Below are 14,440 nucleotides of genomic sequence, written 5' to 3' on the forward strand. Positions count from 1 at the left end.
GCAACTTATTTAAAGGGGGATATGAATCACATGAGCAGTGAATTATTAGATGCTCTTATTTTGCTTGAAAAGGAAAAAGGAATTTCACGAGATGTCATTATTGATGCAATGAAAGCCGCGTTAGTGTCTGCTTATCGTAGAAACTTTAATCAAGCACAAAATGTCCGTATTGATTTAAATTTAGGTAGTGGCACTATGAAAGTATTTGCCCGCAAAGAAGTCGTTGATGAAGTGTTTGATCCAAGATTAGAGATTTCTATCGAGGATGCACGCAAGATTAATCCTAACTATACGGTTGAAGATATTGTAGAAATGGAAGTAACGCCAAAAGATTTTGGTAGAATTGCTGCACAAACAGCCAAACAAGTCGTTACTCAACGTGTTCGTGAAGCAGAAAGAGGCATTATCTATTCTGAATTCATTGATCGAGAAGAGGATATCATGACAGGCATTGTCCAAAGACAAGACGCAAAATTTATTTACGTTAGTCTTGGTAAGATTGAAGCGATTTTACCTGTAAGTGAACAGATGCCTAGTGAACAGTATCGCCCACATGATCGTATTAAAGTGTTTATTACAAAAGTCGAAAAAACGACAAAAGGTCCACAAATTTATGTTTCTAGAACACACCCAGGACTTTTAAAACGTCTTTTTGAAATTGAAGTACCAGAAATTTATGACGGTACTGTTGAATTAAAATCTGTTGCGCGTGAAGCGGGAGATCGCTCAAAAATCTCTGTACATTCTGATAATCCAGAGGTAGATCCAGTTGGTTCATGTGTTGGACCTAAAGGTACACGTGTGCAAGCCGTTGTTAACGAGTTAAAAGGTGAAAAAATTGACATTGTGAAGTGGTCTAGCGATCCAGTTGTCTTTGTAGCCAATGCATTAAGTCCTTCTAAAGTGTTAGATGTTGTAGTAAATGAAGAGGACAAAGCGACAACGGTTGTTGTTCCAGATTATCAACTATCGCTAGCTATTGGGAAACGCGGACAAAATGCAAGACTTGCGGCGAAGCTTACTGGTTGGAAAATTGATATTAAATCAGAGACAGAAGCAAGAGAAGCCGGCACATATCCAAGAGATGAAGCTCTTTTAAGCTATCATCAAGATGATGAAGATGAAGATTTTACATTCCCTGAAGATAAGGAATAAGAGGTGAATGGCTGGTGAACAAAAGCAGAAAAATTCCGATGAGAAAATGTATAGCGACGGGAGAAATGATGCCGAAGAAATCACTCGTACGCATTGTTCGCTCAAAAGAAGGCGAAGTTTCGGTTGATGTTACAGGTAAGAAATCCGGTCGTGGAGCGTATCTTACAAAAAGCAAGGAAGCCATCTTACTTGCAAAAAAGAAAAATATTTTAGCTAGTCATCTAGATGTACAAGTGGATGAGGACATATATAACGAACTTTTAGATCTTATTGAAAAGGAGAAATGACCGTCCAAAATGAATGAGAGAAAATGGATGTCATTACTTGGCTTGGCCAATCGAGCGCGTAAAATCACTTCAGGTGAAGAGCTTTCTATAAGCGATATTAGAAAAGGGAAAGCGAAGCTGGTTTTGTTGTCTGCAGATGCTTCTGCTAATACGACAAAAAAAGTAACAGACAAATGTAAATCTTATGCTGTTCCTTATAAGATTGTCCCAGACAGAGAATTGTTAGGGCAAGCAATTGGCAAGGAAGCAAGAGTAGTGGTGGCTGTTTTAGACGCTGGATTCGCCAAAAAGCTATTAACGTTGCTCGATTAATTCTAGCGGGGGTGAAAGCATGAGTAAAATTCGCGTTTACGAATATGCTAAAAAACATAATCTATCTAGTAAAGATGTAATTACGAAATTAAAGGAAATGAATATAGAGGTTTCGAATCATATGACAACATTAGAACCAGGTGAAGTAACAAAATTAGACGGTATTTACAATAAGCAAGAAGAGAAGCAACCACAAAAACAACAATCAGCGCAAGCACAACCTGCAAACAATCAGAAAAATAAACCAGCAGGTGCACCAAAAGGCAATAGAAATAAGCCAAATAATAATAATAATAAGAATCAAAAACCTAATCGCAATAATAATCAAAAAAATAAACCAAAGAATAAAGGGCAGAAGCCACCTCAACCACCAGCACCTAAAAAAGTAAAAGAATTACCAGAGAAAATTACTTTTACTGAATCACTAACGGTTGGTGAGCTTGCTAAGAAGCTCCATAGAGAGCCTTCAGAAATCATTAAAAAGCTATTTATGCTTGGTGTGATGGCAACAATTAACCAAGAACTAGATAAAGATTCCATTGAGTTAATTGCAGGCGAATATGGTGTTGATGTAGAAGAAGAAGTATTAGTAGATGTGACAGATTTAGAAGCATATTTCACTGAAGATGAAGAGACTAATCTTGAGGAACGTCCATCTGTTGTAACGATTATGGGTCACGTTGACCATGGTAAAACGACATTACTTGATTCCATTCGCCACACAAAGGTAACTGCTGGCGAAGCTGGTGGAATTACACAGCATATCGGTGCCTATCAAGTAGAAGATAAAGGTAAGAAGATTACATTTCTAGATACACCTGGTCATGCGGCATTTACAACAATGCGTGCCCGTGGAGCGAAAATAACTGATATTACAATTTTAGTTGTTGCAGCGGATGATGGTGTGATGCCGCAGACAATTGAAGCAATTAACCATGCTAAAGCTGCTGAGGTACCAATTATTGTTGCTGTTAATAAAATGGATAAAGAAGCGGCAAATCCTGACCGTGTAATGCAAGAGCTAACAGAACATGGATTAGTTCCTGAAGCATGGGGCGGAGATACAATCTTTGTACCGATTTCAGCCATTAAAGGTGACGGTATTGATGAGTTGTTAGAAATGATTCTCCTTGTTGGTGAAGTAGAAGAATATAAGGCGAACCCTAATCGTAATGCTGTCGGAACAGTTATTGAAGCACAGCTTGATAAAGGTAGAGGATCAGTAGCCACATTACTTGTACAAAACGGAACATTGAAGGTTGGTGATCCGATTGTTGTCGGTAATACATTTGGACGCGTACGTGCAATGGTTAATGACCTTGGACGTCGAGTAAAAACTGCGGGACCATCTACTCCTGTAGAAATTACAGGATTGAATGATGTCCCTCAAGCAGGTGACAGATTTGCTGTTCTAGAAGACGAGAAATCTGCGCGCCAAGTAGGGGAAGCACGTGCACAATTAGCTCTACAAGCACAAAGATCTGAGAAATCTCGTGTTAGCCTTGATAACTTATTTGAGCATATGAAAGAAGGGGAAATGAAGGACATAAACATCGTTGTAAAAGCTGATGTCCAAGGTTCTGCTGAAGCCCTAACTTCCGCATTAAATAAGATTGATGTAGAAGGCGTAAAAGTACGTATTCTTCATACAGGTGCGGGTGCCATTAATGAATCAGATATTACGCTTGCTGCTGCATTTAACGCAATCGTTATCGGCTTTAACGTAAGACCAGATACGAATGCAAAACGTGCTGCTGAAGCAGAAGATGTTGATATTCGTCTACACCGCATCATTTATAACGTAATTGAAGAAATTGAATTAGCAATGAAAGGGATGCTAGACCCAGAGTTTGAAGAAAAAATTATTGGTCAAGCAGAAGTCCGTCAAACATTTAAAGTATCAAAAATTGGTACAATTGCTGGTTCTTATGTTACGGAAGGTAAAATCACAAGAGATTCTGGTATTCGCCTAATTAGAGATGGCGTTGTTATTTTCGAAGGTGAAATTGATGCGTTAAAACGCTTCAAAGATGATGCGAAAGAAGTAGCAACAAATTACGAATGTGGTATCACAATTAAGAACTACAATGATGTCAAAGAAGGCGACATCATTGAAGCTTATATTATGCAAGAAATTGAGCGTAAATGATTGTAGGTTTGGTTTCGTGTGAGTGTATGATATATGATGCTCGTTCATTAAAGGAGAAGAGAAGTGTATTACAGCGAATCCTCACTCGTCTGCAACAGAAGTTTAACATTTCTGTTGCAGAAGTAGGGTTTCAAGATACATGGCAACATACGCAAATTGCCATAACTGCTGTAGCTTCAAGTAAGCAAGCCGTTGAGTGGGAGCTTTCAAATGCGCTTAAATTAATTGATTCTTTTCCTGAGATTGAACGGACAATTACAGACATTGAATGGCTTTGAAAAAGAGGTGTAACAATTGAGCCTAAGATCAAATAGAGTTGGCGAGCAAATGAAAAAAGAGCTCGGAGAAATTATCGGTCGAAAAATTAAAGATCCACGAGTGGGATTTGTAACAGTAACAGACGTTCATGTGACAGGTGATTTACAACAAGCTACTGTCTATATTTCTGTTCTCGGTAATGAAGAGCAAAGAGAAGATACATTGAGAGGATTGGCTAAAGCTAAAGGGTTTATCCGTTCTGAAATTGGTCAGAGAATACGTTTGAGAAAAACCCCTGAAATCACTTTTGAGTTTGACGAATCAATCGATTACGGTAATCGTATTGAAACACTCCTTCATCAAATTCAAGATGACGGTCAATCCAAAGATAAGGAATAAATAATGATTGGCGGATAGACGTTTGTCTATCCGTATTTATTTCACCTTAATTTGAATTTGAAAGGGGGCGTACAAAATGGAAGGAATATTACCTTTATTAAAGCCAAAAGGAATGACTTCTCATGACTGTGTATTCAAGTTACGCAAGATTCTAAAAACGAAAAAGGTGGGTCACACAGGAACATTGGACCCTGAGGTAACTGGCGTATTACCTATTTGTATTGGACGTGCTACGAAGGTTGCCGAATATATTACGGATGCAGGTAAAGAGTATGAAGGAGAGGTCACAATAGGTTTCTCTACAACGACAGAAGATGCCTCAGGTGAAGTGGTTGAAGAGAAGAAGGTAGATAAACCGATTACTCGAGAAGAGATTATCGCGGTGTTCCAGCAATTAACTGGAGAGATTGTCCAAACACCACCCCTGTATTCTGCTGTTAAAGTGAATGGTAAAAGACTTTATGAATATGCACGACTAGGGCAAGAAGTGGAGCGGCCAAGTAGAAAAGTGCGCATTGATCGTATCACCTTGCTAAATGAGCAGGAAGTATATAATGGGGAACGGATTACTTTTCGTTTTCGTGTTGCATGTGGAAAAGGAACATATATTAGAACATTAGCAGTTATGATGGGTGAACTTCTTGGTTATCCTGCCCATATGTCTGATTTAACTCGCATCCGGTCTGCAGACTTTACTATTGAGGATTGTTTGACATTACCACAAGTGGAGGAAGTGATGAACGAGGGAAGAATAGCTGATGTGCTCAAACCTTTAGAATGGGGGATTAGCTATTTGCCGAAATATCAAATAAATGATAAAGTAGCAATGAAAGTGAAGAATGGCGCAGTTCTTCCTACTCCCGAAGAACTTGAGAGTGTATCTGGTCCTATTGTAATGGAGACTGTGAACAATCAAGCGTTAGCCCTGTATATCCATCATCCTGATAAACCAGGTATAATAAAGCCAACTAAAGTTCTATACATAGGTGAATAGGGTAAAGGTAAACGTTCTTTAACATAAAGTAGACGTTCTATGCCTATCTTCATGTTTAAACAATATAAAAAGGTGAATGATCATGGAAGTTATAAAAATAGTACATCCACATAACCATACTAAAGATAGCTGGCCACCTCTTTCAATGGCATTGGGCTTTTTCGACGGTGTTCATCTTGGTCACCAGAAAGTGATGCAAAATGCAAAGGAGAAGGCAGCTGAACTAGGGTTGAAAAGTGCCGTAATGACATTTGATCCTCATCCATCAGCTGTATTAGGTGATCCACAAGAACAAATTAGATACATCACACCGATAAATGAGAAAATTAAGATTGTTGCACAGTTAGGCATTGATTATTTATTTATTGTGCACTTTTCTAAAGCATTTGCTAATCTAGATCCAGAAGCTTTTATCGATCAGTATATTATTGATTTAAATGTATCACATGTATCTGCTGGATTTGATTATACGTATGGTAAATTCGGAAAAGGCACTATGGATACGATAAAGACACATGCTAAAGGGTATTTCTCTACAACCACGATTCCACAATTAAAAAGAGATAATGCCAAGATTAGTTCCTCGCTTATTAGGTCTTACTTAAAAGAGGGGAGCGTTGAAAAAATCCCTCCGCTTTTGGGAAGATACTATACAGTTAGTGGTCTGGTCGTGCAAGGTGATCAAAGAGGGAGACAATTAGGTTTTCCAACAGCAAACGTTGCTGTTAGCGAAGATTTCATCACCCCGCCTACAGGTGTTTACGCTGTAAGAATTTTTGTTCAAGGAAAATGGCGTAAAGGGGTCTGTAATTTAGGCTATAAGCCAACTTTCCATGATGACTTAAAGACCCCTTCTATTGAAGTTCATATTTTTGATTTCGATCAAGATATATATGGTGAAGAGGTTGAAGTAGAGTGGCATCAACATATTAGAGATGAACGAAAGTTTAATGGAATTGAAGCTTTAATAGAGCAAATTGCTAAAGATAAGCAAGCAACACTCGATTATTTTGCAAAAAACAACGGTTAATTCTTGCATTTTGTCTAAAAAAGTTGTATTCTTATAAACGTATTGATTGATGAACCTTTGCTTGGCAAGTCGAGTCACCGACGCTCGCTCAGTAACAGGGGATTGAAATTTTAGGAGGTGAATCGGATGGCAATCACTAAAGAACGTAAAAATGAACTTATCAGTGAGTACAAAACTCATGAAAATGATACTGGATCTCCAGAAGTTCAAATCGCTGTCCTTACAGAAGAAATCAACAATTTGAACGAACATTTACGTACTCATAAGAAAGATCACCACTCTCGTCGTGGTCTATTAAAAATGGTAGGTAAACGTCGTAACCTATTAACTTACCTTCGTAACAAAGATGTACAACGTTACCGTGAGTTAATCAATAAGCTTGGTTTACGTCGATAATAAGAAGCTTGTCTTCTTATTTGAAGAAGCGGGATTTTTTCCCGCTTTTTTATTAGCCTAAAAACGCTATTCTACATAAAATTTTGTTATTTTATATATTTGAAAAAGTGTGCATAATAGTATTAATGATGAAAATATGTCATGGCATTTTGCTTTAGTATATATGATTTTGTAAGTGAAATGGTAGAGAGGGGTACAAATATGGGACAAGATAAGCATATCTACAGCATAGATTGGGCTGGACGCAAGTTGTCTGTTGAAATTGGACAATTAGCAAAGCAAGCAAACGGTGCTGTATTGGTTCGCTATGGTGATACAGCTGTACTAAGTACAGCAACGGCATCAAAAGAACCGAAGAACTTAGATTTCTTTCCACTTACTGTGAACTATGAGGAAAGATTATACGCAGTCGGTAAAATACCTGGCGGCTTTATTAAACGTGAAGGTCGTCCAAGTGAAAGAGCCATTCTAGCTAGCCGATTAATTGATAGACCAATTCGACCACTTTTCCCGGACGGTTTCCGCAATGATGTTCAAGTTGTCAGTATGGTTATGAGTGTCGACCAAGATTGTTCTTCGGAAATGGCGGCAATGTTTGGGTCATCTCTTGCATTAAGTGTTTCTGATATTCCGTTTGCCGGTCCAATTGCAGGTGTAACTGTTGGCAGAGTTGACAATGAATTTATCATTAACCCTTCTGTAGAACAAACAGAAAAAAGTGATATTCATTTAGTCGTTGCTGGTACGAAAGATGCGATCAACATGGTAGAAGCAGGGGCAGAAGAAGTTCCTGAAGAAACGATGCTTGAAGCAATTATGTTTGGTCATGATGAGATAAAACGATTAATTGCCTTCCAAGAGAAGATTGCTGAAGAAATTGGTAAAGACAAGATGGAAGTTACACTTTATCAAGTCGATGAAGAGATTAATGCAACTGTGCGCGCTATGTGTGAAGCGGATATGATTCCTGCTATTCAAGTTCAAGAAAAACATGCTAGAGAAGCGGCCATTAAAGTTGTCAAAGATAAAGTGATCACCCATTTTGAAGAGCAAGAAGTTGATGATGACTATCTTAAACAAGTAAAGCAAGTACTTGATAAAATTGTTAAACAAGAAGTACGCCGCTTAATTACTGAAGATAAAGTAAGACCTGATGGGCGTGGACTAGAGGAAATTCGTCCGCTGTCATCTGAGATTGATTTACTTCCACGTACACATGGATCAGGACTGTTTACACGTGGTCAAACACAAGCGTTGAGCATTTGTACATTAGGTGCGCTTGGTGATGTACAAATTTTAGATGGTCTTGGCATTGAAGAAGAAAAACGTTTTATGCATCATTATAATTTTCCTAATTTCAGTGTTGGTGAAACTGGCCCGATGAGAGGACCTGGTCGTCGTGAAATCGGACACGGTGCTTTAGGAGAAAGAGCTTTAGAACCAATTATTCCATCAGAAAAGGATTTTCCTTATACGATTCGACTTGTTTCTGAAGTGTTGGAATCTAATGGTTCCACCTCACAAGCAAGTATCTGTGCAAGTACTTTAGCAATGATGGACGCTGGGGTACCAATTAAAGCGCCAGTTGCTGGTATTGCGATGGGTCTTATCAAATCAGGTGATTATTACTCTATTCTAACCGATATTCAAGGAATGGAAGATCACTTAGGTGATATGGACTTTAAAGTAGCAGGTACAAGTAAAGGCGTTACAGCACTACAAATGGATATTAAAATCGATGGTCTTTCTAGAGAAATTTTAGAAGAGGCATTACAACAAGCAAAAATCGGTAGAATGCAGATTCTTGATTCTATGCTAGCAACAATTGCTGAACCTAATAAAGAGCTTTCACAATATGCACCGAAAATCTTAATGATGTCAATTAACCCAGATAAAATCCGTGATGTTATTGGACCAAGTGGAAAACAAATCAATAAAATCATTGAAGAAACGGGCGTAAAAATTGATATCGAACAAGATGGTACAGTATTTATTTCTTCAGTCGATGAAGCGATGAACCAAAAAGCGAAGAAAATCATTGAAGATATCGTTCGTGAAGTAGAAGTTGGACAAATGTATTTGGGTAAAGTGAAGCGCATAGAGAAATTTGGTGCTTTCGTAGAAATCTTTAATGGGAAAGATGGACTTGTTCATATTTCTGAACTAGCTGAAGAGCGGGTAGGAAAAGTCGAAGATGTGCTTTCAATAGGTGATGAAGTCCTTGTAAAAGTGACGGAAATCGATAAACAAGGTAGAGTGAACCTTTCTCGTAAAGCTGTATTAAAAGAGCAGCGTGAACAAAAAGAAAAAGCTGAGAATAAATAAACTTGTAAGAAAGTCAGGGTTGTCCCCTGATTTTTTTCTTTCTTTTTTTGTTAGAATATAAAATGATGATGTTTTTTGTGAGCCCTTGGCTTGTTTCTTTTACTTGTCAAAGGGATTGTTATTATGTAAGCGCTTTATCAAATAGTTAAACTGTTCTACCTTGTCCTCCTTTAACATATTTTAATGAAGAGGGAGGCTGGTGTTATGAGAAAAATTGGATACACGCTGGTAATAGTCATTAGTGGATTTTTAATCGTTGCGAACCCGTTAACAGATCAATATATGTCTTTAGCCCTGAATGAAAGCATATCGGTAAGTAAAGTAGATGATCCGCTTTTAATAGAAATAAAGGAGCAAGCGAAGACGTTTGAAGTACCTGCCAAGGATGCTGTTATAGATAGAGTATGGAAGGCGATTCCAGGATTAAATGGACTAAAGGTTGATGTGAATGCATCTTATAAAAAGATGAAAAAGGACGGGTCCTTTGATAAAGAGAAACTCGTATTTTCCGAAGTAAAACCAAAAATCCATCTAGAAGATTTAGAACCTTCACCGATTTATAAGGGACATCCAGACAAGCCGATGGTTAGTTTATTAATTAATGTAGCTTGGGGAAATGAGTATCTTCCTAAAATGTTGGAAACATTAAAGAAACATAATGTAAAAGCAACGTTTTTTTTAGAAGGAAGATGGACGCAAAATAACCCTGATTTAGCAAAAATGATTGTTGCCGCAGGGCACGAAATTGGCAATCATTCTTATACGCATCCTGATTTGAAAGTTGCTTCTGATCAAAAAACGAAAGAAGAAATTGCGAAAACTAACGAAGTCATAGAGGCGACGACTGAACAAAAGGTGAAATGGTTTGCCCCCCCAAGTGGTAGTTATCGTAATCAAACCGTCAACATTGCTAATGGGCAAGGACTACTTACTGTGATGTGGACTGTCGATACGATAGATTGGCAAAAACCATCACCTGAAACGATTATTAATCGTGTAGTCAATAAAGTAGAAAATGGTTCAATGGTCTTAATGCATCCAACAGAATCAACAGCAAATGCACTGGACAGAATGATTGTAGGGATTAAAGACAAAGACTTACAAATTGGGACAGTGACATCCTTATTATCAGAGGAAAGAATCGGATCACACGAAAAGCCGAAAAAATAACAAGCGAGATTTTGCAAAAAATAGCAACAATAGATACACTTATGTTATTCTACCATCATGAGTCTTTTTTTCTAATGAATGATAAACAGTTGTTTTGAAAAGCATTTCGTATCATTCGAAAAAAAGACAGCTTGCAAACAGAACAGGAGGAGCATGCTTGATTAAAAGATATACTTGCAAAAATGGAACAAGAATCGTATTAGAAAATATTCCGACTGTCCGCTCTGTTGCCATTGGCGTTTGGATTGGAACAGGATCAAGAAATGAAGATAAAGAGAATAATGGGATTTCCCACTTTCTTGAACATATGATTTTTAAAGGTACAGAGTCAAAAACAGCTAGAGAAATAGCGGAGTCTTTTGATAGTATTGGTGGACAAGTGAACGCTTTCACATCAAAGGAATATACATGCTATTACGCAAAAGTACTGGATACTCACGCCTCATTTGCGTTAGATGTACTAGCAGATATGTTTTTCAACTCTTCCTTCGATAACGAAGAGTTGAAAAAAGAGAAAAATGTTGTCTACGAAGAAATTAAAATGTATGAAGATACACCGGATGATATTGTCCATGATGTTTTAAGCAAGGGTGTATATGAAAGTCATTCATTGGGGTACCCTATACTCGGAACGGAAGAAACACTAGAAACGTTTAACGGGGACACATTAAGAGACTATATGCATAATCACTATATACCTGAGAATGTCGTCATCTCCATTGCAGGTAATGTACCTGAATCATTTATTAAAGAAGTTGAGTCGCATTTTGGTACATATACAGGTGGTAGTCCGGCAGTAAACGAAACAGTACCTACTTTTCACAATAATAAGATCGCCAGAAAGAAAGAAACGGAACAAGCGCATCTTTGTTTAGGGTTTAACGGACTTCCAGTCGGTCATGATGATATGTATCAGTTGATCGTTCTAAATAATATTCTTGGTGGTAGCATGAGTAGTCGCTTATTCCAAGATGTGAGGGAAGATAAGGGGCTCGCTTACTCTGTGTTTTCTTATCACTCTTCTTTTAAAGATAGTGGTTTGGTTACAATATATGGCGGTACCGGTGCGAAACAAATGAATGTTCTTTTCGAAACGATTCAGAACACATTAGACGTTTTAAAACGAAACGGAATAACAGAAAAAGAATTAGTCAATAGTAAAGAGCAATTAAAAGGTGGCTTAATGCTAAGTTTAGAAAGTACAAATAGTCGCATGAGCCGTAACGGCAAAAATGAACTATTGCTTGGATCTCATCGTACATTAGATAAAATTATTGAAGAAATTGATGAAGTATCAATGGATGAAGTCAATGAAATGGCGAAAAAGATCTTTACAGATGACTACTCCTTAGCCTTAATTAGTCCAGATGGTGAATTACCTCAAGGGCTATAAATAAAAGAGAACAATTTCCCGTTTGTTAAGATAGGAAATTGTTCTTTTTTTATTATAAAAATTATATTTTCTTTAGCCTTTGTTCTTTTTTAAAACCGCACGAAAACAACTTAATTCTCCCCATATAGTTGATGTGAGGACATTAGAAGGTCGGGTGAAGGTCACATGATCAAAAAAGGTTAATCCAGCTTCGTGAATCATACGATTGAACATGTCTAGATCGATGGTAGGATAATCACATGTTAAAATAATAAGTCCATCCTCTTTTAATACACGTTTAAACTCTACAAGGCTTTTATATATATCCTCAATACTTAAATGTTCAATAACGGAAATACAGAAGATTTTATCAAATAGTTGCCCACTGTATGGTAAATCAGTTAAGGAACAGCAATTCATAGATAAGTTGTTTAACAATCGCTGTACATTTCCTTCTTGTATGTCGTCATGTGTATATGTTTCCTTCATATCTAACAAAATGGCTTTACTGTCTAATAATCTCTCATCGATATCACAGGCAAAAGTGTGTTTGCATATCTCACTTAGATAAAATTTTAAGGGATGCCCCAATCCACAGGCTGCATCGAGAACAATTTCATTTTTGTCTGCAAAATTTTTTGCCCATTCATACTCATAGGGTCTTGTTTCCCATTCCTTAGGTAACTGGAAGACAAACTGCTGAGATTTCGGATCGTCAGTTGTAATAAACCTAGAATCTGTTATGTTTTTCATTTTATTTCCTCCTCACTTAGCATTTTATTGTATGTGAATAAAGATGAGTCGCTACCTCACTATTTAATAACTTTTCTTATTTAAAGTGTTTTTTAAAAGTAAGGAGTTTCGTCCTTCATTCTTTATCAATCTTCTCTTCACAACTAAGGTTCAAACTTAGAGTCTATTCTTTGTTAGAGAACTCACCGAATAGGTCATTTCTACATAAGATGTTGAAGTAATTGAGTAAAAGAACATAAAAAGTTCTTTAAAAGAAGGTGAGTGTTGCATGCTGACAGGATTACAAATTGCAGTGATCGGCGGAGATGCAAGGCAGCTTGAGGTCATTCGTAAGCTGACAGAATTGGATGCAAAATTATATTTAGTTGGTTTTGAACAGCTTGACCACGCTTTTTCTGGTGCAGTAAAGGAGAAGTTAGATGAAGTTGACTTTACATGCATTGACGCTATTATATTGCCAGTGCCTGGGGCTGGGGTGGATGGACAGATTGATACAATTTTCTCTAATGAAAAAATTACAATAAATGAAGAAATTTTAAAGAAAACACCGCAACATTGTAAAATTTATTCTGGTATTAATCCTCCTTATCTTCAAGAAATTTCAACCAAAGCAGATCGTGAAGTTGTTCAATTATTTAATCGTGATGATGTCGCAATATACAATTCAATCCCCACTGTTGAAGGTGCATTAATGATGGCCATTCAACATACTGATTTTACAATTCACGGATCAAATGTGACTGTATTAGGACTAGGAAGAACAGGTATGAGTATAGCTCGTGCATTTCATGCTTTAGGAGCTAAAGTGAAAGTAGGAGCTAGAAAAAGCGAGCATATAGCGAGAATAACTGAAATGGGTCTTACGCCTTTTCATTTGAGTGATATTGAAGAAGCCGTTGTGGATACAGATATATGCATTAATACAATTCCCGTACAAGTCGTGGTGGCGTCAGTAATAGCGAAAATGCCAGTTCATACGCTCATTATTGATTTAGCTTCTAAACCGGGTGGTACGGACTTTAGGTACGCAGAGAAACGCGGGGTCAAAGCACTATTAGCACCTGGCCTTCCAGGAATCGTTGCACCAAAAACAGCGGGACGTATTTTAGCTAATGTTCTTTCACAATTGATTTTGGCTAATTTTGATGAAAGGGAGGATAAACAATCATGAATTTAAAAGGGAAAAAAATAGGATTCGGGTTAACTGGGTCGCATTGCACATATGATGCCGTTTTTCCGGAAATAGAGAAGTTAGTCGGGGCAGGAGCTGAAGTAATACCAGTCGTGACTTTTACAGTTCAAAACACGGTGACAAGATTTGGCGATGGAGAAGATTGGATTAAAAGAATAGAAGAAGTGACTGGGAATAAAGTCATCGATTCTATTGTAAAAGCAGAACCATTAGGTCCGAAAATCCCATTAGATTGCATGGTTGTTGCCCCATTAACAGGAAACTCCATGAGTAAATTTGCAAATGCTATGACAGATTCTCCAGTGCTTATGGCTGCCAAAGCAACATTAAGGAACGAAAAACCAGTTGTACTAGGTATATCGACTAATGATGCACTTGGCTTAAATGGCACAAATCTCATGCGTTTAATGTCAACAAAAAATATTTATTTTATCCCATTTGGGCAAGATGACCCGGTGAAGAAACCGAACTCAATGGTCGCCCGTATGACCGCATTATCTGATACAATAGTGAAAGCAATAAATGGTGAACAGATTCAGCCAGTCATTGTAGAAAGATACAAAGATGGTAACTAAGTTCGAGATTTATCATAGTTCCTTTTGTTAACTCATGAATATTTAGCAGACGACGGCTTTCGCCAGTAGACTT

The 14,440-nt window shown here is 37.5% G+C and carries 15 protein-coding genes; 14 read left to right on the forward strand and 1 reads right to left on the reverse strand.

The features are described from left to right. The first annotated feature begins 30 nt into the window (after window positions 1–30). From nusA to MHI57_RS01560, 12 genes are all read left to right on the forward strand, one after another. On the forward strand, window positions 31–1,155 hold the full coding sequence (gene nusA / locus MHI57_RS01505; RefSeq protein WP_340974583.1) for a transcription termination factor NusA: 1,125 nt from the start codon (window positions 31–33) through the stop codon (window positions 1,153–1,155). Between the two features lie 14 nt (window positions 1,156–1,169). After that, window positions 1,170–1,442 (forward strand): RNase P modulator RnpM, encoded by a 273-nt coding sequence (gene rnpM, locus MHI57_RS01510; protein WP_095369493.1) that lies wholly within the window; start codon window positions 1,170–1,172, stop codon window positions 1,440–1,442. Window positions 1,443–1,451: 9 nt separating this feature from the next. Next, window positions 1,452–1,754 carry a YlxQ family RNA-binding protein gene (locus MHI57_RS01515; RefSeq protein WP_095369492.1) on the forward strand — a complete coding sequence of 101 codons (303 nt, stop codon included), beginning with the start codon at window positions 1,452–1,454 and terminating at the stop codon, window positions 1,752–1,754. A 19-nt stretch (window positions 1,755–1,773) separates the two neighbouring features. Next, window positions 1,774–3,903 carry a translation initiation factor IF-2 gene (infB, locus tag MHI57_RS01520; RefSeq protein ID WP_095369491.1) on the forward strand — a complete coding sequence of 710 codons (2,130 nt, stop codon included), beginning with the start codon at window positions 1,774–1,776 and terminating at the stop codon, window positions 3,901–3,903. Beyond that, window positions 3,900–4,181, forward strand: coding sequence for a DUF503 domain-containing protein (locus MHI57_RS01525; RefSeq protein WP_095369490.1), 282 nt, complete (start codon window positions 3,900–3,902; stop codon window positions 4,179–4,181). The genes infB and MHI57_RS01525 overlap by 4 nt, the downstream gene beginning before the upstream one ends. 16 nt (window positions 4,182–4,197) lie before the next feature. Continuing rightward, window positions 4,198–4,560 (forward strand): 30S ribosome-binding factor RbfA, encoded by a 363-nt coding sequence (gene rbfA, locus MHI57_RS01530; protein ID WP_095369489.1) that lies wholly within the window; start codon window positions 4,198–4,200, stop codon window positions 4,558–4,560. A 76-nt stretch (window positions 4,561–4,636) separates the two neighbouring features. Next, complete coding sequence (truB, locus tag MHI57_RS01535) at window positions 4,637–5,554, forward strand: tRNA pseudouridine(55) synthase TruB (protein ID WP_095369488.1); 918 nt, start codon at window positions 4,637–4,639, stop codon at window positions 5,552–5,554. Window positions 5,555–5,636: 82 nt separating this feature from the next. Beyond that, window positions 5,637–6,584 carry a bifunctional riboflavin kinase/FAD synthetase gene (gene ribF / locus MHI57_RS01540; RefSeq protein WP_340974590.1) on the forward strand — a complete coding sequence of 316 codons (948 nt, stop codon included), beginning with the start codon at window positions 5,637–5,639 and terminating at the stop codon, window positions 6,582–6,584. A gap of 126 nt (window positions 6,585–6,710) precedes the next feature. After that, entirely contained in the window at window positions 6,711–6,980 is a 270-nt protein-coding gene (gene rpsO, locus MHI57_RS01545) for a 30S ribosomal protein S15 (protein WP_095369486.1), read from the forward strand. Between the two features lie 201 nt (window positions 6,981–7,181). After that, on the forward strand, window positions 7,182–9,305 hold the full coding sequence (gene pnp / locus MHI57_RS01550; protein WP_095369485.1) for a polyribonucleotide nucleotidyltransferase: 2,124 nt from the start codon (window positions 7,182–7,184) through the stop codon (window positions 9,303–9,305). A 204-nt stretch (window positions 9,306–9,509) separates the two neighbouring features. After that, the gene (locus MHI57_RS01555) at window positions 9,510–10,475 is read left to right on the forward strand and encodes a polysaccharide deacetylase family protein (protein WP_322909240.1); all 966 of its coding nucleotides are present in this window, start codon (window positions 9,510–9,512) and stop codon (window positions 10,473–10,475) included. A 157-nt stretch (window positions 10,476–10,632) separates the two neighbouring features. Further along, entirely contained in the window at window positions 10,633–11,868 is a 1,236-nt protein-coding gene (locus tag MHI57_RS01560) for a M16 family metallopeptidase (protein WP_307314370.1), read from the forward strand. Between the two features lie 72 nt (window positions 11,869–11,940). Here MHI57_RS01560 and MHI57_RS01565 read toward each other — a convergent pair whose 3' ends face one another. After that, a complete protein-coding gene (locus MHI57_RS01565; protein ID WP_322909242.1) occupies window positions 11,941–12,600 on the reverse strand; it encodes a class I SAM-dependent methyltransferase in 660 nt (219 codons plus the stop codon). Between the two features lie 268 nt (window positions 12,601–12,868). Here MHI57_RS01565 and dpaA point away from each other — a divergent pair, with 268 nt between their 5' ends. Both dpaA and dpaB read left to right on the forward strand, forming a co-directional pair. Then, window positions 12,869–13,771: a dipicolinic acid synthetase subunit A gene (gene dpaA / locus MHI57_RS01570; protein WP_095369481.1), complete on the forward strand. Its 903-nt coding sequence runs from the start codon at window positions 12,869–12,871 to the stop codon at window positions 13,769–13,771. Then, window positions 13,768–14,367: a dipicolinate synthase subunit B gene (gene dpaB, locus MHI57_RS01575; protein ID WP_095369480.1), complete on the forward strand. Its 600-nt coding sequence runs from the start codon at window positions 13,768–13,770 to the stop codon at window positions 14,365–14,367. The genes dpaA and dpaB overlap by 4 nt, the downstream gene beginning before the upstream one ends. Window positions 14,368–14,440: the final 73 nt, after the last annotated feature.

The sequence above is a fragment of the Cytobacillus sp. FSL K6-0129 genome, assembly GCF_038007625.1.
GTDB lineage: Bacteria > Bacillota > Bacilli > Bacillales > Cytobacillaceae > Cytobacillus > Cytobacillus kochii.